Below are 26,213 nucleotides of genomic sequence, written 5' to 3' on the forward strand. Positions count from 1 at the left end.
CTATTTTACTATTTTTTTTAACAAGTTTTTTTTAGTTATAGGCTTAATACCACCATTTTTTTTCGATTGAACATTAGAATCAATGATTGCATCATAAATCCGCTTCGAATTGTCATGATCCATCAATGAGAAATAATCCTTACGCATATTCGCATAAACTTCTTTTTCTACAAAACCATTTTCTATCGTTTCTTGGATAAGCATGATCAACTTATCTGATGTGTAAGCTACATCCCCAAATAAATCTTTTTTCGGATCCATGTAGAGTCCTTCATATTGTAAATATTTTTCTATATCAAATTGGAAAAAGACACAAGGTTTCTTTAAGTAATACATTTCCCAGATCACACTTGAATAATCTGAAATCATCATCGAACTCTTCATAATTAACTCGTCCATTGGAACCTCTAAAAATTCATATTTATCGATTATTTCTGGGTCAATTTCAAATAGATCAATATATTCTTTGAACTTTGGATGTAAGAAAAAAGCGATTCTTACATTATTCGCTACAAGTAATTCTTTTAATTCCTTCGAAGCTAAAAATTGACTATATTCTTTAAAATAATCCGTTTGAATAAATTTTTCTTTAGGTAGACCGTCCATCCAAGTCCGCCAAGTTGGCATTACAAAAATTTGACGATACGGAATTTCACTTGTCCTATCCCGCATGACATCCCAACGAGCCAATCCAGTTACAGCTACTTCTTCTTCCTCATATCCCCACTCATTGATTACTAAGCGTTTTTCATATTCTGAAGGTACAATTACTAAGTCAAATACATTTCTATTTTTATAGAAGTCAGGAACTTTCTTCAACCCATTCACACCATGTTGTAAGTAAGCTAACGGTTTTTCTGTTAAAACACGTCCCATATAGGTTTCTTTTTGCTTCAAATTATAAACATTACGCTTAGTGTCAGAAGAAATCAGTAAAGTTGAAGAAAACAAATACAAGAAATACTTAAATGACATAAAGTTCAATGTACGATCTTTCTTATCATCCAAGAATTTTGCTTCGGTTGCATGTTTATCAATCACATAATAAAACTGATCATGTTTTTTGTTTTCATAGCAATAATTAAAAAAGTGATAACCACTGTCGTGAGCTGAGGAAGCTAGTTTTTCAAAACCTATCCAAATATCTTTTTTAGCAAAATACGGTTTCATCAATCGAGCTAAATAGTAAGCAGATTGTTCCTTAAAGTTATTCCATTTGGTTTCATAGCTTTCTCTTTTTCGATAAGTAAAAGAAATATCCTCACTAATTGTAATATACGGGTACATTAAAAAATCGTCTTGCGTATGGTATTGATATTTAAGTGTGTTACTTCTAATATTTCGTTTAGCAGCTTTACTTGCTTTATTTATACGTACAAAATAGCGTTGTTCATTTACATTTATCTCAACATACAGATCCCAATATAATGGCTCAAAATCATACATTGACAAATCAATTGTTGTTTTGATTAAAAGATGATTTTTCTTTTGATCAATAGTAAAATCAGTTATTTTTATTCGTTCTAGCATATCCTTGTTACGTTTCACCAGTAAAACACTTTGAACAGATATGTCCTCTTTATTTTTTGTTTCTAGCTTACAAGTTAACCTTACTTCGGGTTTTTTATAAACAAAATCGGCTACTTGCGTTTTTATTTCATAGCGCTCTTTAGCTAAGTTAGATAAGTTATTTTTTACAAGTGACAAGGTATTGCTGTTAGTCAAATACAATTCAAAATGTTGAGAATACGCTGTTTTATGCTGACCATAAGTTATTACTCCAAAAAAACGATTCTTTTTATCTTTAGGTAATTTTTCTTTATTTGCTAAACGCATCAATTTATATTGACCTTCACTAAAAACATATAGGTAAAAATCGAAACGAGCTTTTTTTAATTCAGCTACCTCATCCTCCATGAAACTACGTAAATTACTGTGATAATAATCATCCTCATTATTCAAAGGAAGAGTATAATTTAATCCCTGTCCTCTTTTATTGATGATTAATTGTGCATTTTTAAACTGCCTTTCTAATTTGAAACTAAGCTGATAATCTACCAATTTCAAATTAGAAAACTTGATTTTACCATGTTTTTTTAATTCTTGATTTGTGAAATTAGTTGGAATTTCCGTTTTCTTCAACAAATACAGTTGATTATTTTCTATAAGTAGATCTTCGGCAAAATTATCTCCTTCTAGAAAGATTTTTTTGACTGAAGTAAGTAGTTGTTGATTTCCAAGATATAATTTTACTCTCCCACATAATTCAGGAAATAAGCTTCGATTAAAGGTGATTTGTCCATCTCTCACTTTACCAAATAGCCATCGTTTCCCTATTAAGAGAGAAGCTTCAACCATTGAGTGAGTAGCTGGTGCAGTCAGAACGATGGATTCATTCACTACATCTATATTAGTTACTTTCAGCTTTAAATTGTGATATTCTGTATGTTTCATTTTAGTATTTGCTAAAAATTTAACACCGTCAAATACAATTAATCGTCCACTGATGTGAGCAACATAATGTTGTGCAATAGATACCTCATAATTACGATCAACTAAAAAATCAATTGCACTGATATCTTCACCCAAACAGAAAAATATTTGAGGATTTTCATCAGTTCTATTTAGATTAATAGTCGCTAGTTCATTATCCTTTCTCCCAATTATAAGAGGCTCAGCCATTACTCCATTGAAATTTTTATTTCGATATGGCACAGTCTGAACACAAAATCCTACTTTCGTCTGTGAAATAACTCTATAGCTGTTGTTTTGTTCATCCGTTAAAAACAGTTTGCTGCCACCCTCTACAAGAAGAATTTCATTACCCACGTTATCGATAATTTTGAATTCACCTGTAATAAAATGTTCAATATTTAAACTATACGTATCCGTATTTTCTTTTCTAAAAGGAAATTTTTCCCCAGAGACTGAAATTAGTTCACAAGGGTTTTCCCATGTGATATAGAGTCTATCCTCAAAAATCCGCACACTATTCATTATTGATCCACTCTTTCTTTGACTATTGTTTCATAAATTCTTTGACTATTTCCACGGTCATGATAATTAAAATATTTTTCACGCAACACTTGATAAGGCTCTTCTAAAATAAAATTTTGAGAAATTGTTTGTTCAATTGTACTGATTAGTTGATCAACTGTTGTGGCACGTTTACCGAATAATTCCGTTTCCATGTCAATATAGCTTCCTTCATATTCATTATATTTTTCATAATCAAATTGGAAAAAGATAACTGGTTTTCCCATATAAAACATATCCCATGTAACAGATGAATAGTCACTAATCATTAATGAAGATGCCATAATCATTTCGTTTACCTTAATATCGCCAAAAGCATAAAGCTTGATTCGCTCACTCGGTGCACTAAATTCTGAAATGTAATTTTTGAATTTAGGATGTAAGAAAAAGATAATCTCTAAGTCATTCTCTTTTAGCATTGTCTCTAACTTACTTGAAGCTAAAAAGCCCATGTAGTTATTATAGTAATCTGTTTTGATAAACTCTTCTTTAGGCATATCTTCCATCCACGAACGCCAAGTTGGCATAACAAATATTTTTTTACGTTCTTGTTGACTCGAACGATCTTCCAATAAATCCCAACGAGAAAAACCAGTAACTGCAATCTCATCTTCATCGTACAGCCAATTTTCATGTAAAATTTCTTTCTCAAAGTCGGATGTTGCAACTACCATATCAAAATTGCCTCGTCCTTTGCTTTTCTTAAATACATCTGAACGTTTTAATGCGGTAACACCATGCTGTAAAAATACACTTTTCTTTTCTTGAATTGCTTTCGCAGCACGTCCAGATCTCACTCGAATATTATGCACATGTCGCGGTGTTTCAGACGCAATCAATAATTTAGAAGCATATAACATAACAAAGTAGCGATACGACATATGGGTAAGAATATTTTTATGTTCTTTTTTGGCATTTAAATAGTCTTTTGAATCTTTCGATAATACATAGTAATACTGCTGTTTGAGATTATTTTTCTGTACATAATCAAACATTGCATAACCGTTATCTTGCGCCGTTTGAGAAAATTTTTCAAACCCTAACCAAATACGTTTTTTATCTAAATATCCTTTGAATAAACGATAAGTTAAGTAACCTGCTTTATCTTTAAAACTTGTCCACTTGTTTTCGTAATTTTCTTTTTCTCTGATCATAAATGCGATATCGTTAGAGAATGTAACATATGGGTAGATGATTTTAGATTTATCGTCACTCAACAAACTATTATTCAAATAATTGGCTTCCACTTGATCCAATATTTCTTTTTGCGTCCCTTTTATTTTAATTGGATAAACCACTCCATTGAATTTCATTCCAACGAATAAATCCCAATACAGTGGGAAAAACTTATTCCAATCCATTTCAAAAGAAAATTCAACTTCATTTTTTGTTTGGTTGATCATTTTACAATTGATTTGCATGTTATATTCTTTACTTCGTAGTTGCAAATAAGCATTTTCCACTTCAAAATGTTCTTGACTGTTTAGTACTATTTTGAATACATAGCCGTTTCCAGCTTTTTTCATACCTTTTAATTTTGTTTGTACTTGAAAATACTCTCTCGCACCAGCAGTATAGGTAGAAAACACACCACAAATAATATTACTTTTTGTTGTGTAAATTAAAAATGATTGCTCTTCAGTTAGTCGAGTTAGACTCAACCCTTCTTTACGCTTTTTGCTCTTTTTCATACGTAACTTGCATTCCTCATATTTTGAGTAGGTCGTCTCAAGAGAAAGACGAAAATCAAGACGTGGAAATGCTCCTACTGAGTTTTCAATAAGTGGGGACAAGTCAAACCCAATAGCTGGATCATCTTCTGTTCGAACCTTACTTTCTAAAATAATTTCTTCCTTCGTTGCACGTTTGATAACTTTTAACTGGATAGGAGATTTGATGCCATCCAGCTCAGGAATAGTTAAGTTTAGAAATTGCTTCTCAATCGTTAGTTCTGTTACATCTAAGTCTTTCGTAATCACTTTTTTCATGAATCTTAAGTATGCTGGATAAACATCTTGCAATAAACTGATTCCTTTGTCCTTATTGACATACAAACCAACATTATATTTCTCAGGTTGCTCATTATGATGTGCAAACTCCATCAGTAATTTACCGGGAATTTTTTCAACTACACTATCCTTGATTTTTAATGGCGAACGTTTGATTGCTTCAGATGCGATTTCTTGAAGATAAAAATCACCATAAAGTTTTGTATCTTGTTCCAATTCGTTCTTTATATCCGAAAGATCAGCAAAATAGCTACCGTCTTCCATCAGGGATAAATGAATTAAAATCAAGTCAGTTTTTCCACGACGTTTCATTATTAAATTTTGTTTTAAAGAGAATCTTTTTTCTGGTACTAAAAATAGTTTTTCCCCTTCAGACCAGATATTCTTGATTCCTACAGGTTTCGTAACTTTGACTGGATAATTCTTAGCTATAAAAGTTTCATAATCATAAGTTAGCAACATGGTTTGCTTGTGGTGTTGAATGAGTGAATAGCTTAATACATTCTGTGGCTGAACTTTTAAGTCCAAATAAATTTTTTGCTTTGTGATACCATTGATCCCTATAATTTTATATTCTTGATTTGGAGAAAGTGGTGTCTTCAATAGATCTAATGTGAATCGCTCACCCGATTTTTGCCAAGGAATGTAACGTTCTTTTGTTTTGCCTTCCAAAGCGATTTCTTCTAGATTATTTATTCTGATTTCTAAGCTACTAAAATTATTTTTTAAAACCGGTTGTGAGTTTGTGAGTGGTTCGATCCAAATAGAATTACCTTTAATAAAAAATTTCACTTGGTTCCCGAGTATCTCGGGATAGTTTTTTAAAACATGTAATTCCTTTTTGGAGAACTTATAAGGTACGAACGCTTGATTCTCTTTTTTAAACAGCTGGATTTGTTGACTTGGTAGCAAAGTAAGACCTTCTTTTGTCAACTGAGAATAATCTGTTTGTTGCGTTTTAATATATACATTTTTTAAATTTTGAATATCCTGTACAGAGGTTACAAATGCTTTGTTTCGAATAAGCATTGTTTGTTGTACATTCTCTAGTAGAAAGAATGATTCTGATAAAGGATAAAATTGAGCATGTTCATTTTCTACTTTTGAAGTAACGATTTTGGTAGCGACGTATTGATCTAATACATATTCAACAAGATAAAAAGAAGAACTACTGAAGCTTTGAATAACGTCTAACTCCTGAATCATTTCGGTTAGATCAACAGAAAGTTTATTGTCTTTTTGATGACCATTGATCCTCAAATAGTAACCAGATTCATTTTTCACAAAGAAATCGACTTGTCGATAGTTTGCGATTTCTTCAATTGTCAAATGATTATTTGTCAATCGAGCTATGATTTGTTCATCATTTTTTATGATTTGATTTGGTGAGATCATGTAGTTAAATATCTTCGATTCAGAAATAAAGAAATATTTTTCTTCTAATAAATGGATAGGTAACGAACTATCTGAGCTATCTGTTAACTCATTGACCTTAATTGTTCCAAAAAGAGTGACTATTTGTAAGGGACGATTAAAAATGTTTAATCCCTGAATAGAAAAGCGATACCCCATTCCTTCTTTACTTGCAAGTATTTCATATGTTTTTCCAGATATACATTCTGTCAAGTACAATTCTTCAATTCTCTCTTCACCAGATAATTCAATATAAATTGATTGATTATCATAAATTAACTTCTTAGCTACTAACGTTGTTTTCAATTTGTTCACCTCATAAGCAATATAGGAATGTTAAAAATTCCTTCTATCTGACTATATCGTTGATACGTATTCTAACCATTTCAACTAGTCGATTCCTTTTAATTCTTTGTTTTAGTCTATTTATTAAATTAGGTTCATATCGTTTGATTTCTTCAAAAATTCTGGCTGAATTTTGATTATCTATATAGGGAAAGACTGTTTTTGCATGTAAGTTTACATCGTTTGAAAGATAACCTCTTTGCTTCATCTCTAAAATCAAAGATTGTACATCAAAACAGCGAGTTTCTTCTAACTCTTTATTAAGATCGAGATAACTTCCTTGCAGTTGTTGATATTTTTCTATGTCAAATTGGAAAAATATTGTTGGTATTCCTTGGTACAAGGCCTCCCAATAAATGCTAGAATAATCTGTTATTAAACATTCACTCTCAGAAAGAAGTTCGTTTAATGGAACATCGCCCATTGGAATAATACGTAGATTTCTATGTGCAGAAACATCAAACAATTGAATATATTCCGCTAATTTGGGATGAATATAAAAAATGATAGTGTAGCTTTCCATCTCCAAGAACTTTAGGAGCTCCTGATTGGAAAGCAGTTGAGAATATTGTTGAAAAAAATCTGATTTGATAAATTCTTCTTGAGTTAAATCTTCTAACCAAGTTCGCCAAGTTGGCATAATCAAAAATTGTTTCTTCTTTATCAATTTACCTTTATTTTTTTGTAACTCATCCCATCTAGCTAGCCCTGTCACTACAATATTTTGAGGAGTATATTCTAAGTATTTCTGAACTATTTTTTTCTCCCACTCTGCTGATGTGATAAAAAGTTCTGCTTGATTATTTGAACGTGTTGCATTAAATGTATTGTCAAGTTTCTTAAGACCTAAAACACCATGTTGAAGAAAGACATATCTTTTTTTATCTAGAATGGGCTTGATTGGTCCTGTTTGTACCCGCCAAGCGTAACCATGACCCTTAGATTCCGAAGCAACCACTCTTCTGGCTATAAGTAGCAAAAAGAGATGTTTCACACTCATAAAATCAACTCGACGTCGTTGATAGTGATCTAACTTGTTGTACTCTGGTGATTCTTTTTTTATTACAAAATATGCACGTTGATTAGTTTTTTCTTGTAAATAATTGAAAAAATAATATGAATTATCTTGTGCTGTATTTGAGTATTTTTCATGAATCAACCAAATATCGTTCCCTAAAAAAAAGAGACCTATCGTATGAGCTAGGACATAAGCAATCCATTCATTTCGTTTGTATTTTTTCGTCTCATACTCGCTAAAGGGACGATAATTAAGACTGATGGCATACTTCATTGTTTGATATGGATACACGATGTTCTCATCTATTTTTGACTGATAACGTCCCGAAAAGTACTGTAATTTTAAGTACAGAAAGAATGACTTATTGATTATTCTACAAGCATATGTTTCTTGCTCACCTTGGCATTCTAAATATAAATCCCAGTAATAATACGCCCAGTCATAGGCAGTTAAATCAATAGAAAAAACAAGTTTCTTTCCGATTCTTTTTATTGGTTCTAATTGATATGCAGCTGTTAGCGTTCCTCTGTGTTGGATTTTCAACAAATAGGTAAAGCCTTCTCTATACTCTATTGGAATCTTAATTTCTATAACCAACGATGTTTTTTTCCTCAAGGCTAACAACTTCGCTTTTTTATGGTAACGAAATTCATTCATTTTAACTGGTGGCTGTATTGTAAATGATAACGATGTTTTTTGAGAGGCATAGATCATTACTTCACGAGTAGCATCCTTATATATAAAATCAAGATACTTATTTTTTTTTGTATGAATCTTAGCTAGTAAAAATTCATAACTCTTCCCTTCAGTTTCAAGGTAAAAATGGTACTGACCTAATTCATTTATCTGGTCAATTAAGTCAAGATTATTTATTGAAATGGTTGTTATTCCAGCTGTTTGACTTCTAAAGTAATGAATTTTTTCGTATAATTTTCCAGACTTTGAGCGAACGTTTATTGTAAAGTCTGTTTGAGACAGATCAAAAAAGGAAAATTTCAATTGCTGATTTTCAATCAAACAATCAAATATAGGTATCTTGTTTTCCTGACTAATCCTCTGTTCAATGAACCAATTATGCGTCCTTAATTCTATTATTGTCGTATTTAAATCAACTAGTTTAACTATTGAGTTGGTTTGAATGTCAGACGGTAATTCTCGATCGACTTCAATTTGAAAAATAAGTTCATCAGCTAGTAGCATTTCCGTTACATTGACGATCTGAAAATTTTCTTGATTGACTTGTAATGAGTAATTCTCCGAGAAAACGCCAAGAAGCGAGGCGTCTTTCAAACTACCTCGCAAGTTGTTATTATTCAATGATATGAACGAACATTCGCACTTCAAAAAAACACCTCTTTCAACTTTGCAGCATCACTTAAATTACACTTTATTCAAGTCTTTCTTGATTTGTGTTGTTGAGATTTCAGGTGTTCTTGGTAAGTAGAAAACTTCAGCAGTTGTTTCTGTTTCCAGAAAATCAAACTTACCTGCCCAATCGTCTCCCATCACAAAAGTATCAATATGATATTCTTTAATGTCAGACGCTTTTTGACTCCAGTCATTTTCTGGAATGACCAAATCAACATAACGCACAGCTTCTAGCAATTGTTTTCTTTTTTCATAAGAAAAATAGCATTTTTTTTGCTTTTGGTTCCAGTTAAATTCATCTGTTGATAGGGCTACAACTAGATAATCACCTTGTTCTTTCGCTCTCTTTAATAAATTGATGTGACCATAATGTAATAAATCAAATGTTCCATAAGTAATTACTCGTTTCATTTTGTTCCTCCTAAAATTTTCGTTAATAATTTTTCAGTCGCATCAATATCATCAATACAAAAACGTTGATAAAATGCATAATACTTACTACTGGATTTAAAAGACGTTGCCTTTACTGCATGGATTTCAGAAATAAGTTCATCTTTTTTCTGAATGATTGGTCCCGGCAACTTATCCAGTACTCCCTCATAAAAGCCTCTGATTTCTTTTCCGTAAGAGTCTAAATCATACATATAAAAGATCATTGGCTTTTTCGTTAAAGCAAAGTCAAACATGACAGAAGAATAATCAGTAATTAGCAAATCTGCAATCAAATACAAATGACTGATATCTTCATAACTAGAAACATCTATCACACGATTGCCATATTGTTTAGGATCAAAGTGTTCTGCCACTAAGTAATGCAGTCTAGTCAAAATGACCGTATCTGATTCTTGCTCTAAAATTTCAGCGAAAGGAAATTGATTATCAAATTTGTAAGCACCTTTTTTTATAAATTGGTTATCTCGCCAAGTGGGCGCATAGAGGATAACTTTTTGATTGTCAGCAATAGCTAGTTTTTTCCTGATTTGCTTTATTCTTCCATCTTTATCAGGCAACAGAAGAATATCATTTCTTGGATAACCGATTTCTAGTATCTCTCCTTCATATGCAAATGCACTTCGAAAGATTTCCGTACTATAGGCATTCGGTGAAATCAAATAATCCCAACGAGCAGCCTCATTTTTAAAATTTTCCCGATACTTATGTGTATCCGTTCCTGGCATCGTCACATTCTTGATGTCTAATCCTAATCTTTTTAGTGGCGTTCCATGCCATGTTTGAACATAAATATTTTTACCTTTAACCATCCACCCAGGCATCCTAGTATTGAAAAACCAATATTTTGATCTTGGCATTGTCAGCAGCCACTTCAAGCCCATTCGCCTTACATAAGGAACGTCATTTTCAATGAAAGGAGTTTCAAAGCCTTTCTTTACCGCCCAAACACATGTGTACTCCGGATAATTTTCCCGAATATATTCATAAATAGCACGTGGGTTATCACTATATTGTTTGCCGTGAAAACTTTCAAAAAAGATTAGTTTCTCTTTCGGATGTTTGTTAAGTAAAGAAAAAACTTTTTTCACCCATCGATGATAAATTATTTCAAGATTTCTTCGCAATGTACTCACTCATGTCTCCACTCTTTTAACTCTTTTTTGATTTCTACATCTAATTGTTGTGTCTTATTGACCACTTTGACGTCCCTATGCCGCAGAATCGAATATAAATACTTCGGAATCTGCACCAAACGATCGTAACGCTTCATCGAAAGTGACCGGTAAAGCCATTCAAGATCATTGTCTAAATAAAATTTTGGTGCCCGCTTGACTACTCCCGCAAGGACATCAAAGGTGCCTCCTACGTCTAGAAAAACTTTGGCATTCAATTGATCTACGTTTCTTTCCAAAAAGATTTCTTGCTTAGGTGATCCCAAGGCAACAAAGAGAAAGGTACAGTTTGCTTGATTAATTTTTTTAATTACTTCTTCTGTATTTCTGCTCGTGTAGCCATGAAGTGTGCCCGCCACTTCAATATTCGGATATTTTTCTTGAATATTTCGTGCTGCTTGGTTCACTACATCCTTTTTGGCTCCATACAAAAAAATTCGGTAACCAAATTGATTCGCAAACTGCAAGCTTCTTTCCATCACTTCAATACCAGTTATCCGTTCACGAATATTCCCTCGTAACATTTTAGAAGCCTTGACCACACCAATCCCGTCAGCAATCCGATGTGTCGCCCGCTCCAAATAAGCTTTCACTTCTGGATACTGGTAAGCTTGCAAGGTAATTTGAGGATTAACACTTGTAATCAACATTTTTTTATTTGCAGCTAAATATTTTGGAATATCCTCCACGATTGTTTGATAGGTTAAATCATCGACAGGGACTCCACTTATGTATTCAGTCCTATTTGTTTTTTCCACCAATCTCACCCAGTTCCTTTTTCACTAACGCCATTATCTCTCCAACAGTTTCGCCATTTTCATACTGATTCCATAACAGTTTTGTTTTTTTTACCAATTGTTCATTTGCTTCATATGAATATGATTGAATTGTTTGCCCCAACAATTCCTGGCTCTTCACGACTGGTCCAGGTGCCCATTCAAGAAAATCATCTTGAATTCCTGGATTATTTTTATATTTATCAAAATCAGGACAGAAAAAAATAATTTTTGGCTGTTCCTGTATAGTAAGATACTCAAAGGTACTTGCTGAGTAATCCGTAATCAATAATTTTACATTTGGGTAACTTTCCATGATGTTTTGATTCCACCAATGTACATTTTTAGGTAAGGTCCAATTTTCTTGATTGATCGTTGGATGTAGATGTACGTAAAATTGTTCTCCCGATAGTTTAGAAAACGTAGCTAATGCTTGTGTAAAAATGTGCTCCATATCTTTTTGTTCTGGACGATACGTCGGTGCATATAAAATAAATTTTTTTGTTTGTTTCACCGTTTTTGCTACTTTATGAACTGTTTCTAATCTTAGAGAACCTACCTTTTTAATCACGTTGAAATTTAAATCATAGCTTTTTTGAAAAATGCCTGCCATCTTATCTGAATTGACTACTACATAGTTGAAAGAGTTATAAACTTTTTGAAACCTCTTTTGGTCTTGTCGACTACGTTGCTTCGTCTGCGGATCATCCCAACCAAATTTTTTGATTGCACCATCAGCATGCCATACTTGAATGACTATCTGGTCGGAAGCCGTCACTGCTAATTCAGGAAAATAGTTATCAACGATAATCACTTTTGCTTGTTTTAATAAAGAAAGGTTTCTTCCTAAAAACAGACTTTTGGGCGTAAATGGGCGAACATCGACCCCTTCACTCTTTAACTTTTCCGCATACTCGCGGCACTTATCTACAAAAAAAACAGTCACCTTTCCTGGATAGTTCAAGTGAAGCTGTTTGATTAAGTCGCCTTCATTAAACGAAAAACTCATGATGTACACAATCGTCGCGGTCAGTTTTCTTTTAGGCCAAAGCATTGCAGCAGTCATATATCCATTTTTCATTATATCCATTGCTGATCTACTCCTTCCCAACCTAACAATTTTGTCACCTGATCACTATTTTTTATCGATTGTTTTATCCACGAAACGCATAAAAAACAATCGATAAAAATCAATTTTCGGTCTTTAAAAAGGCAATATTTGATTTAATTATACAGAACAATATAGATGATTAAAAGGTGATTTGTTATGTGTAACATCTGAGAAACAATCACGTAATATTTTTTTAACATAAAAGACTTATTCGTAAAGAAAAATATTTTGATAATCGTTATTTTTTAGCTGAAAATAATAAAAAATCACAGATATTTCGTTTTTTAATTACCTACCTACAACAAGAAACACTTTTTAACTCTTTTCCACCCAAAAAAATGAACGTTATATAACAAAACAAACATCTAACTATGAACTAAAAGAACAGTTGCCTTTTTTGCACTAGTTAGATGTTTGCATAATTTGTTTTTTTAACTTATTTGCTTAACTTTTCCCATAAAGCAGGTGCTTGATCCGGACTCCAAACAGCTATCGATGTGTGTGTCTGCAAGCATTTATATTGATGCCCTTGATGAATTACCACATCCCCCGCATGGTACGTGACCCCAACTTTCCACTCTTGGACTTCACTACTATCAGAAGTTGTTGTGCCTGTTACTTGTTGACTGAAATCAGAGAGACCAACTCGATTCACTGCTTTGATTTGATACATGTATGTTGTTTCTGGTGTCAAATTTTGATCCGTGAATTGGTTGTCAGTTGTCGTTGCCACTTTTTTATTCTCACGATAAATCTCATAGGTGGTCACTTCTTCTTCTAAAGCGTTGTTGTCCCATGTTAAAGTTAAACTATTTGCTGTAGCTTTGCTAATTTTTACATTCGTAGGTGCAGAAGGCTTGCTTAACTCGGATGCCTCTTTTGTAACCACATCTAACTTAGTTGAGTGCGCAGATTGATTATTTGACGTGTCTACTGCTACGACTGTATAGCTATAGTTTGTTGCTGCTGATAAACCAGTATGCACAAAATCTGTTGTTTTACTTGTGCCAACTAACTGATCTTTTTCATAAATATTGTAATGATCTACTTTGACATTATCAGTAGAAGCTTTCCAAGACAACGAAACACTGTTTGAGGTTGCAGATGCTGTTAAATTTGTTGGAACAGTTGGTTTCTCTGTATCAGGTACCTGTTCTTCAAATAATCCTTGATAAGTACGTGCAAATGATTCATTGTAACCAATCCCCGCTGAATTTTTTCCTTCATCCCAGTTCACACTCCACGTCATGATCCCTTTTAAAGGAGTCCCTTTTTTCGCTAGCGTTTCAAACACTTGATAGACAACATTCGGATCTTTGACATAACCATTTGCTGCTGCATCTTGGTTGGCTGGAAGTCCTAAAGCTAATTTACTTGCTGGGATATGAATAAAGCCATTATCCCCTTTATCAAAGGCATCTGAGATTCCATATAAGAATTCAAACTTTTTACTATCGTTGTTTTGAGCAATCCATTCTGAGCCAACACTAATACCATCTCCAGCTTGATTATAAAGCTGTGGCGCAATAAAATCATAGTCGTTTTCTAAAGCAGTGATATAAGGTACATATTTCCCTGCTGTTCTCAAATACGGAAATTCTGGCGCCATTGAAATAATAAAGTGTTTATTTTGTTGTTCATAATGGTTACGCACAATTTTTAACGCTGCTGGGATGACTTTTGCATTATCTCCTGCTGCTACAGCCGTTTGTTCTAAATCAATATCTAAGCCATCAAAGCCATATGTATCGACCAAGCGAATAATTTCATTTGCAAAAGCCTGTTCTTGTCCAGTTGAAAGTTCAATATGTGAATCTGCGCCACCTAGTGATAAAAGAACCGCACGATTTTGCGCATTTAAAGTTGCCACTTGGTTTCTGAATGCTTGATCACTCATATTATACGGTTTGAAAGTAGGTATTCCTTCCCCTTTCATAAAGGCAACAGAAATGACATTGTAAAAGGGATTGATCTGGTCTAATTGGACATCAGCGGGAGCTCCGCCCATATAACCTGCCCCCATTTCTCCAGGCCAATTATGATAATAACCAACCGAGATTTGCTTGTTTGCAATACTTGGCATTTCATCTGCTGTATCCGCAGCGACACCATTTGCACAACCAAATATTCCTCCAATGATACTAATTGAAAATAACAATAATTTTTTTTGCATTCTTTTCCCTCCAACATTTATTTTATTTTAAAATCCTCCTCAATTATAAATTACCTCTTATAAAAAAGACTTTTTTGTACGCTATTGCAACAAAATATTCCTTAAAACAAAAGGAATTTTACACTTTTTAATAAAAAAGCAACATAAAAGAAGAATTTCTTTATTCGAATCGGAGTGTGTTATCTTAAACTAGAAATAAAATAACAAAGGGAGTGTTTGGTATGCCAAAACATGCTTTTTTGATTCGGAAGTTAAGGAAAGAACGTGGTTTTACTCAGGAACAGTTGACCATGGGAATTTCCCAACGAGGAACACTCGCTGCTTTCGAATCTCGTGGTACAAAAATCAGTTTTGAGCTTTTGATTAGTTATCTAGAAAAAATGAATGTGACTTTAGAGGAATACGAATTTTTACTAAACGATGGTTCTCTGTCACCAAAACAAAAATTAACCAATTATTTTCTTACAACTCCTGCACTCACTTCTGCACAAGAAGACGAATTACTAAAAGAATATGAAAAAACTGGAAATATTTTTTATCGTTTGCTTTACGCCCAACGGAAAATCATTCTTAATCATTTAGACAACGAAGCAATTACTCCTGAGGTCAAAAAAGAAGCTCAACTAATTATGAATTATTTAGAACATATCGATACTTGGGGGCATTTTGAGCTTTCAGTATTTTCAAGATGTCTTTTTGTTTTTAAAACGGACTATATCGTACGTTCCTTCTATCATAGTGTTACTAAAATGGGAATTTATCAAGATACTGCTGTTCAACAAAACTTATTAGCCAATTTTATTTTAAATGGCGTTAGACTGTCTTTCACTCGCTCATCAAACACTTTAAGAACACTTTTTCTTGCTGAACTTAAAAAACTAGCAGAATTACATACGAATAGCTTAAATATGGCTTATTATAAAATCTTTTCTGCCTTGGATCGTTTATCTCAAGGGGATCAAAGCGTGATTCCCGAAATCGATCAAGGAATTCATTTTTTCAATTGGTTAGGTCTAACGACAATGACGGACTTCATCCTTCGATTAAAGAGCACTTATAGTTGATCACATAATTTTTTTGTTGCAATAACATACAAAATAATTTTTTAAAACTGTTCCATTTTATACTACTTGTTGTTGAGAGATTTGAGTTTTATCTCTCAAATAGAATATTTATTTTGGAGGGTTTCAAGATGAAAAAGAGTACATTGTTAGGATTAAGTTTCATTTTAGTTACAACTGGATTTACTGCATTAACGACTGTTTCTGTTGATGCACATGGCTATGTTAAGGAACCAGCAAGTCGTGGTTATCAAGGCTTTTTAGACAAAAGCAATCTAGGTTGGAGCGGCGCTCATGATAAATATGGTGCAGTTATTGATGATCCTCAATCATTGGAAGCAAAAAAAGGCTTTCCGCAAGCTGGACCTGCAGACGGTCACATTGCTTCAGCTGATGGCGTATTAGGAGATTATACTTTAGACAAACAAACCGCTGATCGTTGGACAAAACATACTGTATTCACTGGAAAAAATAATTTTTCTTGGACATTTACTGCTGATCATGCAACAACAAAATGGCATTACTATATTACAAAAAATGGTTGGGATCAAAACAAACCATTAACTCGTGATGAATTACAATTGATTGATACAATCGATCATGGGGGAGAAGTTGCTTCAACAGATGCAACTCACAAAGTAACGATTCCTGCTGACCATCTAGGCTATCATGTTGTTTTAGCTGTTTGGGATATTGATGACACACCAAATGCGTTTTATAACGTCATTGATGTAAATGTCAAACAAGGAAATCGCTTGACTAATTTAGCACAATAATAAAAAAGGGCTAAGGCAAACGCTTGTACGTTTTGCCTTAGCCCTTTTTATTAACTCATTACAGTTACTTTTACTTGTCGACGTCCCCAAGCAACACATTCTGCAACCGTTGTAAAGTGAACATCAATAATGTTTCCTTTGATTGCGCCTCCTGTGTCAGCAGCGATCGCCACACCATAACCTTCAACATTCACGATTGAATTTAGTGGAATCACACTAGGGTCAACGGCAATTGCTTGCGGATTATCATATAAATCTAACCCACTGGCAGTGATATGTCCTGAACCCGGTTCTGAATAAGAATATGCTGTAGATTCCATCATACGGGTAGCACCTGATGTTGGTACTTCCTCTTTTGGCGTCTCTTCTTTTGGCTTTTCTTTTGATTCTTCCTTAGCTAGTTCAGTCTCTTGTTTTGCTTTTTCAGTCGCCAATTTTTCTGCTTCTGCTTTTTGAGCAGCTTCTTGCTCTTTTACTTCAGCTTGCCTTTTCACTTCTTGTTCTTTTGCTCGTTTTTTTGATTCCTGTTCAGCCGCTTCTTGTTTTGCTTTTTCGGTAGCGATTCGCGTTGTTTCGGCCTCTTTGTTCTTAGCAATTTCGCTAAGTATCACTTGATTGTCTGCTAGCTTTTGTTTTAAAGAATCAACTTTTTCATTCAAAGCCTTCGCTTCAACTTCTAAAGAAGCTCGATTCTCTTTTAGTGAGGTCTGTGTGTCCTCCAACTTTTGATTAAGATCAACTAATTTTTGTCTTTGACTATCCAAACTAGCGATTTTATCTTTTTCTGCTTGGTGAAGAACACGAACGGCATATGCACGGTTGATAAATTCAGCAACTGTATCAGCTTCTAAAAGTGCTTGTAGATTTCGCTCGTTCGAACCATTGATTTGCACATCTTTTAGTCGTTGCGCAACCGCTTCTTTGCGCTTATCAATCGTTGCTTCTGTTTCCTTGATTTCTTGTTTTGATTTATCAATCGTTTGCTTATTTTGATCAATTTCTTGTTTTATTTTCTCAACTTCTTGATACTTTTCATTGACATCATTTAATGTCATTTGTACTTCAACACTGATTTTTTCACCCCGATGTTTTGCAACTTGTTCTTTTTCATTTAAAGAATCAAGCGATTCTGCTTGAGCCACTAAGGGTAGTGCTAAATTTGCTGACAATAAGACAGCAAGCATAACTAAGGCTTTTTTTGCCTTCACGAACTCCAACACCTTTCTCCTAAAATACCAACTCTTACATTATACAAATGATTATTACAATTTATATGTCAAAAATATTACAATTTATTACAAATACAATTCGTGACCAATGAACTATTGGACAAAATAAAAAAGCAATTGAACTTTTTCGTTCAACTGCTTTTTTGAGCAATGATATAAGTTATTTTTTCTTACGCAATTCTTTTACTAATTGACGAATTTCATTCACATCTTTGCCTTCTTTCAACGATAGTTGTGGGAAATTTTTCAAGAAGCGACGTTGCGTATAGTTCAAACGTGGCAAATAATCATTCGTTTTTGCTGACTCTTTAAATGCCTGTAACCAATCAGTAGCAGCTTTTTTCTCTGGTTTTGAGATAATGCCCTTACCGAAAACTGTACCTGAAGTTTTTTGACGTTCTTCCCATTCGTCTTTGGTTTTTTCAAAGGCTTCTTGCAAGTTTGCTTTTTGTTCATTGATTGCTTTTTGCAAATCTGTGACTGCTTTTTGGAAACTTTGCAAGTTTGCCAATGTGTAACCAAGATCCATCATGGTTACCCCAATCAAGATAACTGGTAAATAAAAACCAAAGTGTTCCGCCAACAATTGTTCTAAAACTAAAATATGTGGATGGATTACTTTCACGATCAAGACACAGCCAACGCCCCAAAAAAGTGAGACCGGTACAGCAACTCTCCCATTGATATTCAATGGAACATCATGATAATCCCACCAAGTAGCATGAAACAATTTTTCCAAGCCAAAGCTCGTCAAGTACTCCAAAATCGTGACCAGAACTGTTGATAAAACATACAATAAAACAAGGTTCGATTGGAAGGGCTCGATAAAATACAAGACGCCCAAAATTCCAAATCCATAGATTGGCGTAATTGGCCCAACCAAAAATCCTCGATAGACGAAATGCTTGGCCTTAATGGAGCAATAAATGGTTTCCCATAACCAACCGACAAATGAGTAAATAAAAAATAGCAATACTACACGAATAAACTCGTTCATAAGTACCTCCTTTTTTCTTTTCATTGTATCAATAAGCTGAAAAAATGAAAAGAAACTCTAATGAAAGAGCTTGCTGACTTTTCATTCCAAATTTCATAAGCTACAATGTGTAATGTACTTATCACTTTTCTTCTACTATAAATATAGAAAAAATTTTACTACTCAGGAGGAATCATATGATTCAATTATTGCGTTATGCAAAAGACTATCGTAAGCAAATCATTTTAGGACCCTTTTTCAAATTTCTTGAAGCAGTTTTTGAATTAGTTCTTCCCTTATTGATGGCTTCGTTGATTGATAACGGACTTAAAAAAAATGATACAGGTGTGGTCATTCAAATGGGCGTTTGGATGGTTGTCATGTCAATTATCGGACTGATTTGTGCCATCATTTGTCAATACTATTCTTCGATCGCTTCGCAAGGTTTTGGTACAGAATTGCGTAATCAACTCATGAAAAAAATCAATACACTTTCTCACAGTGAGCTAAATCATTTTGGAACAGACACCTTGATTACTCGAATGACCAACGATATCAATCAATTGCAATTAGCGTTGGCAATGGTTATCCGATTATTGATCCGTGCACCATTTTTAAGCATCGGTTCTGTCGTGATGGCCTTTATCATTGATTGGCAGATTGGTTTATTCTTCTTACTTTTTTTACCTATTTTTGCGGTTATCTTGTATTTTATTATTAAAAAGACAATTCCTCTTTACCAAAAAGTTCAAGAAAAATTAGATTATTTAAACGAAATCGTTAGTCAAAATCTGAGTGGTGTTCGCGTGATTCGGGCCTTTGGTCGAACAAAAACGGAAGTCAAAAGTTTTGACGAGAGTACCGATGATCTAGCCAAGAATTATTTACTGGTTTCCAATATTTCCGCACTTTTGACCCCTGCCACCACTTTGATTATGAATATAGGAATTATTTGTCTATTGACAGTTGGCGGCATCAAAGTCAATATTGGTGGACTACAACAGGGACAAGTTTTAGCGTTGATCAACTATATGAACCAAATGTTGTTAGCTTTGATCGTTGTTTCTAACTTAGTCGTGATTTTTACCCGAGCTGAAGCTTCAGGAAAACGCGTCAAAGAAGTCTTAGCCATGGAAAATTCGATTCAAGAAGCATCAGATGCAAGTACGCCTGAACTTGATAGTAAGATAATCGTTGAATTCAAACATGTAGATTTCCGCTATACACCAGCTTCTGGTTTGTCTTTAGAAAATATCAATTTTCAAGTGAAGAAAAATACTGTCGTTGGAGTCATTGGACCCACTGGTAGTGGTAAAACCACTATGACTCAACTAATTCCTCGCTTTTATGATGTCAGTAGTGGCGAAGTGCTCGTTGACGAATTAGATGTCCGACAGTGGGAAACGGAAAAATTACGAGAGCAAATTGCTATGGTTCCTCAAACAGCTGTGCTCTTCACTGGCTCTATCCGCGACAACTTACATTGGGGCAAAGCAAACGCCACAGATGAGGAATGCTGGGAAGCTTTAGCAATTGCACAAGCTGATGAGTTTGTTCGTCAACTTCCTGATGGTCTGGATACCAGAGTGATGGAAAATGGAAAAAACTTTTCTGGTGGGCAAAAACAAAGACTGACTATCGCACGCGCCTTGATTGCGAAACCATCCTTACTGATTCTTGATGATTCATTAAGCGCACTTGACTATCAAACGGATTTGAATTTACGCAAAGCATTGAAGACTTCTCTTGATTGTACCGTATTGATTATTTCTCAACGAGTTCGTTCGATTCAAGAAGCAGAAACTATTTTAGTCATGGATCAAGGACAGATTGTTGCTCAGGGAACAAATGATGAACTATTACGCACATCAAAAGAGTACCAAGAAATCGTGGCATCACAGGAGGAGGAATAAAATGAAACAAAAAAAATTCTCAATGCAGTTATTCAAGCGATTTATCCCCTACTTGATGGCTTATCCTAAAGAAATTGCTTTAGCAATTTTCTTTGGTTTATTGAATGGGATTGCGACAGTAGTCATGACGTTACAAATTGGCCAAAGTATTGATTTGATGATTGGTATCGGCCGCGTCCAGTTTCAAGAACTCTTTCACTTATTGTTACTCTTTGGTAGCGTAGTACTTGTTAATGTCCTTAGTCAGTGGTTGATCCAAGTCTTAAGTAATCGCCTTGCTTATCTCTCCGTAGCGGCGCTAAGAAAAGATGCTTTTGAACGATTGAACCGTTTGCCTCTTCGTTATTATGACCAGACTGCTCATGGAAATATCGTCAGCCGTTTTACCAATGATATGGATAATATTTCGATTGCCATTGCAGCAGCGTTCAATCAATTATTTTCTGGTGTTGCAATCATTGTTTTATCTTTTATCTTTATGATTCATTTGAGTCCGTTGTTAACTGTGGTCGTCTTGTGTGCCACCCCAATTATCTTTTTAGTCAGCTTTCTGGTTGCACGTTCTTCTCAAAACGACTTTAATCAACAGCAAAAAATTATTGGGGATATTTCTGGATTTGTTACTGAACGGATTGGCAATCAAAAAATCGTGAAAGCTTTTCAACAAGAGTCAGCTAGTCAACAGGCATTTGAAACATTGAATCAGGAACTTTACGTCAAAGGACAACGTGCTCAATTTTCTTCTTCTTTGACAAATCCTTCTTCGCGATTTGTTGATCATTTAGCTTATCTCTCAATTGGTTTAGTTGGCGGATTACTCGCTTTACGAAGCGGTTCAGCAATTACCGTTGGTGTTATCTCAAGTTTCACTATCTATTCGAGTCAATTCTCAAAACCTTTTATCGAATTATCTGGTATCACTACGCAAATTCAAACTGCCTTTGCTGGATTAGATCGAGCGTTTGAGTTGATCGATCAACCAGAAGAGACACCTGATGCCTCTGATGCATTTGCTTTAGATCCCCAAACGATCAAAGGAGAAGTCGTTTTCGAACACGTTTCCTTTTCATATGACCCAGATCAACGTTTGATTGAAGACTTCAATTTTAGAGCAAAACCCGGGCAAACAATTGCGATTGTTGGAAAAACAGGAGCTGGAAAATCGACACTAGTCAATCTTTTAATGCGTTTTTATGATACGAATAGTGGAAAAATCCTGATTGATGGTCACGATATTCGTGATATCAAGCGAACGACTTTGCGTAAAAGCTTTGGGATGGTTTTACAAGACACTTGGTTATTTGATAGTTCCTTACGGGCAAACCTACGCTACGGCAATCCAAATGCTAGTGATGAAGAAATCAACGAAGCGTTAAAAGCTGCCTATATGTATGAATTTGTCGAGCGGTTACCTGAAAAGCTTTCCACCAAAATTGGCGGTCAAGGACTAAAAATTTCTGATGGTCAGCGACAACTATTGACTATTGCACGAACAATGATCAGTAATCCACCTATGTTGATCTTAGACGAGGCAACTAGTTCTGTTGATACACTAACTGAAAAGAAGATTCAACAAGCATTCTTGACAATGATGGAAGGTAAAACTAGTTTTGTGATTGCACATCGGCTTTCTACCATTAAAAATGCTGATCAGATTTTAGTCATGGATCAAGGACACATCGTCGAAATGGGAACGCATGATGAATTAGTGAAAAAAGCAGGCTATTACAATCAGCTTTATCAAGCACAATTTACACATCAATAAAAAACAGGCAATCTTCTGGGATGGGAAGATTGCCTGTTTTTTATTTTTATTTCGTACGAACTGTTAGACTTTGTAAAATCTTTTTATAAGGGATACTCCGTCCAACATAGTAAATTGCAATTGATTGAAGTGGGATCCAAATGACTGTTTTCAATAATCTTGGTGCCCAAACGACCCAACTGAATAAAGGAACGTGATACATCAAAGCTAGCCAAAGCGGTGTCAAAATCAAATTGATAATCAACGTGACACTCAGCGTTGCTAAGATAGCATTCTTCCAAGTGATTTCCTTTCGATAGAAAAAGAAACCATAAATCGCCCCTTCGATGAAAGCATTCAAAGTAAATCCAATAAAGAAAGCTGATTTTGAGAATAATGCCATTCCAACAAGGTCAGCTAACACAGCTCCTATACCAGACCAAAAAGGACCAAATAAAATCCCCATGATGACCTGTGGAATAAATGTTACACTGATTTTGATAAAAGGTGTTTCGATAGATATTAGTCGTGATAAAGTAACCATTAAGGCAATCAATAGCCCCATGATCGCAATCATCCGTGCGTCTAATCGATTTTTTTTCATTTTTAGCATCTCCTTTAAGAGCTGCTACACAATAATATGCAGCGAATGCGAAAATAAAACCGCGAACAAGTTACCTTGTCCTTCGTCCAGGTGGCAACATCCCATCCTCCTAGCACTTAACGCTTTATTTCCTACTCTGATTTTATTTTGGGAAACAATTCCCTCACAAAATATAACATAATTACCAACGACTAGCAAATAGGAAAACTGAATATTACTATGCTTTTTTTCTTTTATGTTCGCTATTCAATAAATTATATTAGTATTTATTCACATTATTGGATAAAATACCGAAAATTCATTCATGTTCTGTTGAAATCGCTTCTTTTTCCATTTCATGAACGACCGTCCGAAAATCTAAATACCCCGCTGCTAACCCCCGCAATAAAACTTCAGCTGTGCCAATATTGGTTGCCAAAGGAATTTCGTACACATCTGATAAACGAATCAATGCTGTTACATCTGGCTCATGTGGCTGTGCTGCAAGCGGATCACGCAAGAAAATGACTAAATCAATTTCATCTTCGGAAATCATTGCCCCAATTTGTTGGTCGCCTCCCAACGGACCTGATTTAAAACGATGAACTGGTAAATTAGTTGCCTCTTGAATTCGTAAACCGGTCGTCCCAGTAGCATAAAGCTCGTGTTTTGCTAAAATCATTTGATAAGCTGTCGCTAATTTAATCATTAATGGTTTCTTTCGATCATGTGCAATCAAAGCAATTTTCATCAGTCACACTTCCCTTCTTTTCTTTAGTGTAACAAACTTAGGAAAACGTTTAAATTTTTTGTTACCATTTTTTTGATTTTCTTTGTCACTCTGACCAAAAAACAGACAAATTCTTGTTCATTCTGCCATTGTATAAGGTTAGCGCTTTCATTTATACTTTAGTCAAATAAAACTTATAGAAAGTGTGGAATTTACTATGGTAGAAATGGCGTTGACACATGTTTATAAAAAATACGATAATGCAGAAAATTATTCAGTTACTGATTTTAATTTAAATATCCAAGATCGTGAATTTATTGTTTTTGTTGGACCATCTGGATGTGGGAAATCAACTACTTTACGTATGATTGCTGGTTTGGAAGACATTACTGAAGGTGAATTAAAAATTGGCGAAAAAGTCATGAATGATGTTGCTCCAAAAGATCGTGATATCGCAATGGTTTTCCAAAACTACGCACTTTATCCTCATATGACTGTTTTTGATAATATGGCATTTGGTTTGAAATTAAGAAAATACGATAAAGCTGAAATCAAAAATCGAGTTGAAAATGCGGCAGAAATTTTAGGTCTAACTGAATATCTAACTCGTAAACCAGCTGCATTATCTGGTGGACAACGTCAACGTGTGGCTTTAGGTCGTGCAATCGTTCGTGATGCAAAAGTCTTCTTGATGGATGAACCTTTATCAAACTTAGATGCTAAATTGCGTGTAGCGATGCGTGCAGAAATTGCTAAATTACACCAACGTTTGGAAACAACAACCATCTACGTGACCCATGACCAAACAGAGGCTATGACAATGGCAGATCGAATCGTTATTATGAAGGACGGATTTATTCAACAAATTGGTTCACCAAAAGAGGTTTATGACACACCAGTGAATGTTTTTGTTGCTGGATTTATTGGCTCACCTGCAATGAATTTCTTCAGTGTAACGCTAAATGACGGCGTGATTACTGACGGTCATGGTCTAAGACTTCGTATTCCAGAAGGAAAAAATAAAATCTTAGTGGAAAAAGGCTATAATGGCAAAGAAGTCATCTTTGGTATTCGTCCTGAAGACATTCACAGCGAACAAATTGCTTTAGATGCTTCACCAGAAGCAGTTGTTCATTCTGAAGTTGTGGTTTCAGAATTATTAGGTGCAGAAACAATGCTTTACACAAAAACTGGCTCAACTGAATTTATTTCAAAAGTCGATGCACGTGACTTCCACAAACCAGGTGAGATGATTGATCTTGCTTTCAATATCAATAAAGGACATTTTTTCGATAAAGAAACAGAAAATGTGATCACTTTACCTTAATTTTAATTGATGCCCCCTTTTTAAGAGCTGTACCGAAATCAACGGTGCAGTTCTTTTTTTGACATAACTGGGGACTTGGTAGGTTACATAAAGATAAAGGTGCTTGAGATAAACGCATTTAGCTCTAAAAAAAACATTCTGGAAATAACTCCAACTGATTTTGCGACGATTTTTACTTACTAGCCAGATAGGTAAAAAAAAGATAGGTAACTTAAAACAGCATCTGTATTAAGTCACCTATTTTTACTAATGGTATCAAAAATGTTCAACAGGAAGTGGATCTAAGCCATTTTTTAATCCAATTATTTTTAGCCAAGCTTATCCATGTTCCTCGCTTGTTCTTTTGCCGCAGTAAATACAGGAATATCAAAGTATTTGCTTAACGTACCTGCAACAAAGTAAGCAATATTATAGTCAACTAAACTGTGAATCAATCCACCAATTCCCATCAAAATAAATACTGTATAGAAATAGCCTTCCGAATAATACGTATCAGGCATATTTCCCATAAAATAAAAAGCACTCACAACCAACATTTCTGCAATCGAATGGATCACCCCAATGAAAAAATTAAATCCTTGAAATTTCCAGTTTGCTAGCGTAAATTTCCCGTCCTTCAAGACGATCCCGGGTTTCTTTTGCAAATACCAAGCACCAACCACTGCAAAAATAATGTGTGATAATGCTCTTAAGGCGATAATGACTGGTGTCGATAAAAAGAACCCAAATGTTGTTCCTAATGCGACAGCAACAGCTACCCCTGGTGAAAAAAACATTGCTAAGAATAATGGCACATGCGACGCTAAGGTAAAAGATGCTGGCGGAATCATGATTTTTGGCATAACTAAAGGAATGATGATCCCCATCCCAATCAGCAATGCGGAAATAGTTAAGTGACGAACAGAATTATTTTTCATTTTTACTCTCCTTATGTGTCTTGACACATTGATGTTGTTTATTGTACTGATATTCTCTTTAACTGTCAAGACACTTAAAGGAG

General features: G+C 34.5%; 18 protein-coding genes and 1 riboswitch. Of the genes, 5 read left to right on the top strand and 13 right to left on the bottom strand.

Features of this window, described 5'->3' with window-relative positions:
• The 8 genes from AC4BD1_RS09510 to AC4BD1_RS09545 form a co-directional block, all read right to left on the bottom strand.
• Entirely contained in the window at positions 1–2,997 is a 2,997-nt protein-coding gene (locus tag AC4BD1_RS09510; RefSeq protein WP_490485527.1) for a CDP-glycerol glycerophosphotransferase family protein, read from the bottom strand.
• Positions 2,997–6,764, bottom strand: coding sequence for a CDP-glycerol glycerophosphotransferase family protein (locus AC4BD1_RS09515; RefSeq protein WP_490485528.1), 3,768 nt, complete (start codon positions 6,762–6,764; stop codon positions 2,997–2,999). The genes AC4BD1_RS09510 and AC4BD1_RS09515 overlap by 1 nt, the downstream gene beginning before the upstream one ends.
• A gap of 43 nt (positions 6,765–6,807) precedes the next feature.
• The gene (locus AC4BD1_RS09520; protein WP_490466373.1) at positions 6,808–9,111 is read right to left on the bottom strand and encodes a CDP-glycerol glycerophosphotransferase family protein; all 2,304 of its coding nucleotides are present in this window, start codon (positions 9,109–9,111) and stop codon (positions 6,808–6,810) included.
• A gap of 90 nt (positions 9,112–9,201) precedes the next feature.
• Positions 9,202–9,600: a glycerol-3-phosphate cytidylyltransferase gene (gene tagD / locus AC4BD1_RS09525; RefSeq protein WP_206909476.1), complete on the bottom strand. Its 399-nt coding sequence runs from the start codon at positions 9,598–9,600 to the stop codon at positions 9,202–9,204.
• Positions 9,597–10,775 carry a CDP-glycerol glycerophosphotransferase family protein gene (locus AC4BD1_RS09530; protein ID WP_490485529.1) on the bottom strand — a complete coding sequence of 393 codons (1,179 nt, stop codon included), beginning with the start codon at positions 10,773–10,775 and terminating at the stop codon, positions 9,597–9,599. Before AC4BD1_RS09530 ends, tagD begins: the two co-directional genes overlap by 4 nt.
• Positions 10,772–11,572 (bottom strand): WecB/TagA/CpsF family glycosyltransferase, encoded by an 801-nt coding sequence (locus tag AC4BD1_RS09535; RefSeq protein ID WP_490485530.1) that lies wholly within the window; start codon positions 11,570–11,572, stop codon positions 10,772–10,774. Before AC4BD1_RS09535 ends, AC4BD1_RS09530 begins: the two co-directional genes overlap by 4 nt.
• A complete protein-coding gene (locus tag AC4BD1_RS09540) occupies positions 11,556–12,680 on the bottom strand; it encodes a CDP-glycerol glycerophosphotransferase family protein (RefSeq protein ID WP_490485531.1) in 1,125 nt (374 codons plus the stop codon). The genes AC4BD1_RS09535 and AC4BD1_RS09540 overlap by 17 nt, the downstream gene beginning before the upstream one ends.
• A 457-nt stretch (positions 12,681–13,137) precedes the next feature.
• Positions 13,138–14,874 carry a fibronectin type III domain-containing protein gene (locus AC4BD1_RS09545; protein ID WP_490466375.1) on the bottom strand — a complete coding sequence of 579 codons (1,737 nt, stop codon included), beginning with the start codon at positions 14,872–14,874 and terminating at the stop codon, positions 13,138–13,140.
• Between the two features lie 221 nt (positions 14,875–15,095).
• Here AC4BD1_RS09545 and AC4BD1_RS09550 point away from each other — a divergent pair, with 221 nt between their 5' ends.
• A complete protein-coding gene (locus AC4BD1_RS09550; protein WP_206909470.1) occupies positions 15,096–15,938 on the top strand; it encodes an Rgg family transcriptional regulator in 843 nt (280 codons plus the stop codon).
• 128 nt (positions 15,939–16,066) lie between these two features.
• Positions 16,067–16,711, top strand: a complete 645-nt coding sequence (locus AC4BD1_RS09555) for a lytic polysaccharide monooxygenase (protein WP_490466376.1) — start codon at positions 16,067–16,069, stop codon at positions 16,709–16,711.
• A 50-nt stretch (positions 16,712–16,761) separates the two neighbouring features.
• Here AC4BD1_RS09555 and AC4BD1_RS09560 read toward each other — a convergent pair whose 3' ends face one another.
• Complete coding sequence (locus tag AC4BD1_RS09560) at positions 16,762–17,919, bottom strand: 3D domain-containing protein (RefSeq protein ID WP_490486027.1); 1,158 nt, start codon at positions 17,917–17,919, stop codon at positions 16,762–16,764.
• A 181-nt stretch (positions 17,920–18,100) separates the two neighbouring features.
• Positions 18,101–18,937, bottom strand: a complete 837-nt coding sequence (locus tag AC4BD1_RS09565; protein ID WP_490485532.1) for a putative ABC transporter permease — start codon at positions 18,935–18,937, stop codon at positions 18,101–18,103.
• 176 nt (positions 18,938–19,113) lie between these two features.
• On the opposite strand from AC4BD1_RS09565, the gene AC4BD1_RS09570 reads away from it, so the two are divergent.
• Positions 19,114–20,829 carry an ABC transporter ATP-binding protein gene (locus AC4BD1_RS09570; RefSeq protein ID WP_490485533.1) on the top strand — a complete coding sequence of 572 codons (1,716 nt, stop codon included), beginning with the start codon at positions 19,114–19,116 and terminating at the stop codon, positions 20,827–20,829.
• A gap of 1 nt (position 20,830) precedes the next feature.
• Complete coding sequence (locus tag AC4BD1_RS09575; protein ID WP_206909463.1) at positions 20,831–22,594, top strand: ABC transporter ATP-binding protein; 1,764 nt, start codon at positions 20,831–20,833, stop codon at positions 22,592–22,594.
• A gap of 46 nt (positions 22,595–22,640) precedes the next feature.
• Here AC4BD1_RS09575 and AC4BD1_RS09580 read toward each other — a convergent pair whose 3' ends face one another.
• Together AC4BD1_RS09580 and AC4BD1_RS09585 are read right to left on the bottom strand one after the other, a co-directional pair.
• On the bottom strand, positions 22,641–23,177 hold the full coding sequence (locus tag AC4BD1_RS09580) for a folate family ECF transporter S component (protein ID WP_206898247.1): 537 nt from the start codon (positions 23,175–23,177) through the stop codon (positions 22,641–22,643).
• Positions 23,178–23,214: 37 nt separating this feature from the next.
• Positions 23,215–23,318: riboswitch (THF riboswitch) on the bottom strand.
• Positions 23,319–23,475: 157 nt separating this feature from the next.
• Positions 23,476–23,907: a methylglyoxal synthase gene (locus AC4BD1_RS09585; RefSeq protein WP_206910883.1), complete on the bottom strand. Its 432-nt coding sequence runs from the start codon at positions 23,905–23,907 to the stop codon at positions 23,476–23,478.
• Positions 23,908–24,103: 196 nt separating this feature from the next.
• Between AC4BD1_RS09585 and AC4BD1_RS09590 the strand changes: the two genes are divergently transcribed.
• A complete protein-coding gene (locus AC4BD1_RS09590; RefSeq protein WP_206910885.1) occupies positions 24,104–25,213 on the top strand; it encodes an ABC transporter ATP-binding protein in 1,110 nt (369 codons plus the stop codon).
• Between the two features lie 308 nt (positions 25,214–25,521).
• Here AC4BD1_RS09590 and AC4BD1_RS09595 read toward each other — a convergent pair whose 3' ends face one another.
• Positions 25,522–26,130, bottom strand: a complete 609-nt coding sequence (locus AC4BD1_RS09595; RefSeq protein WP_490466378.1) for a hypothetical protein — start codon at positions 26,128–26,130, stop codon at positions 25,522–25,524.
• Positions 26,131–26,213: the final 83 nt, after the last annotated feature.

The sequence above is a fragment of the Enterococcus sp. DJ147D b genome, from assembly GCF_058216655.1.

What these genes read in the sequence shown, in the direction of transcription:
- AC4BD1_RS09510 (WP_490485527.1), bottom strand. Translation starts at nt 2,997, where the DNA reads ATGAATAGTGTGCGGATTTTTGAGGATAGACTCTATATCACATGGGAA.
- tagD (WP_206909476.1), bottom strand. Translation starts at nt 9,600, where the DNA reads ATGAAACGAGTAATTACTTATGGAACATTTGATTTATTACATTATGGT.
- AC4BD1_RS09540 (WP_490485531.1), bottom strand. Translation starts at nt 12,680, where the DNA reads ATGGATATAATGAAAAATGGATATATGACTGCTGCAATGCTTTGGCCT.
- AC4BD1_RS09545 (WP_490466375.1), bottom strand. Translation starts at nt 14,874, where the DNA reads ATGCAAAAAAAATTATTGTTATTTTCAATTAGTATCATTGGAGGAATA.
- AC4BD1_RS09550 (WP_206909470.1), top strand. Translation starts at nt 15,096, where the DNA reads ATGCCAAAACATGCTTTTTTGATTCGGAAGTTAAGGAAAGAACGTGGT.
- AC4BD1_RS09555 (WP_490466376.1), top strand. Translation starts at nt 16,067, where the DNA reads ATGAAAAAGAGTACATTGTTAGGATTAAGTTTCATTTTAGTTACAACT.
- AC4BD1_RS09565 (WP_490485532.1), bottom strand. Translation starts at nt 18,937, where the DNA reads ATGAACGAGTTTATTCGTGTAGTATTGCTATTTTTTATTTACTCATTT.
- AC4BD1_RS09570 (WP_490485533.1), top strand. Translation starts at nt 19,114, where the DNA reads ATGATTCAATTATTGCGTTATGCAAAAGACTATCGTAAGCAAATCATT.
- AC4BD1_RS09575 (WP_206909463.1), top strand. Translation starts at nt 20,831, where the DNA reads ATGAAACAAAAAAAATTCTCAATGCAGTTATTCAAGCGATTTATCCCC.
- AC4BD1_RS09580 (WP_206898247.1), bottom strand. Translation starts at nt 23,177, where the DNA reads ATGAAAAAAAATCGATTAGACGCACGGATGATTGCGATCATGGGGCTA.
- AC4BD1_RS09585 (WP_206910883.1), bottom strand. Translation starts at nt 23,907, where the DNA reads ATGAAAATTGCTTTGATTGCACATGATCGAAAGAAACCATTAATGATT.
- AC4BD1_RS09590 (WP_206910885.1), top strand. Translation starts at nt 24,104, where the DNA reads ATGGTAGAAATGGCGTTGACACATGTTTATAAAAAATACGATAATGCA.
- AC4BD1_RS09595 (WP_490466378.1), bottom strand. Translation starts at nt 26,130, where the DNA reads ATGAAAAATAATTCTGTTCGTCACTTAACTATTTCCGCATTGCTGATT.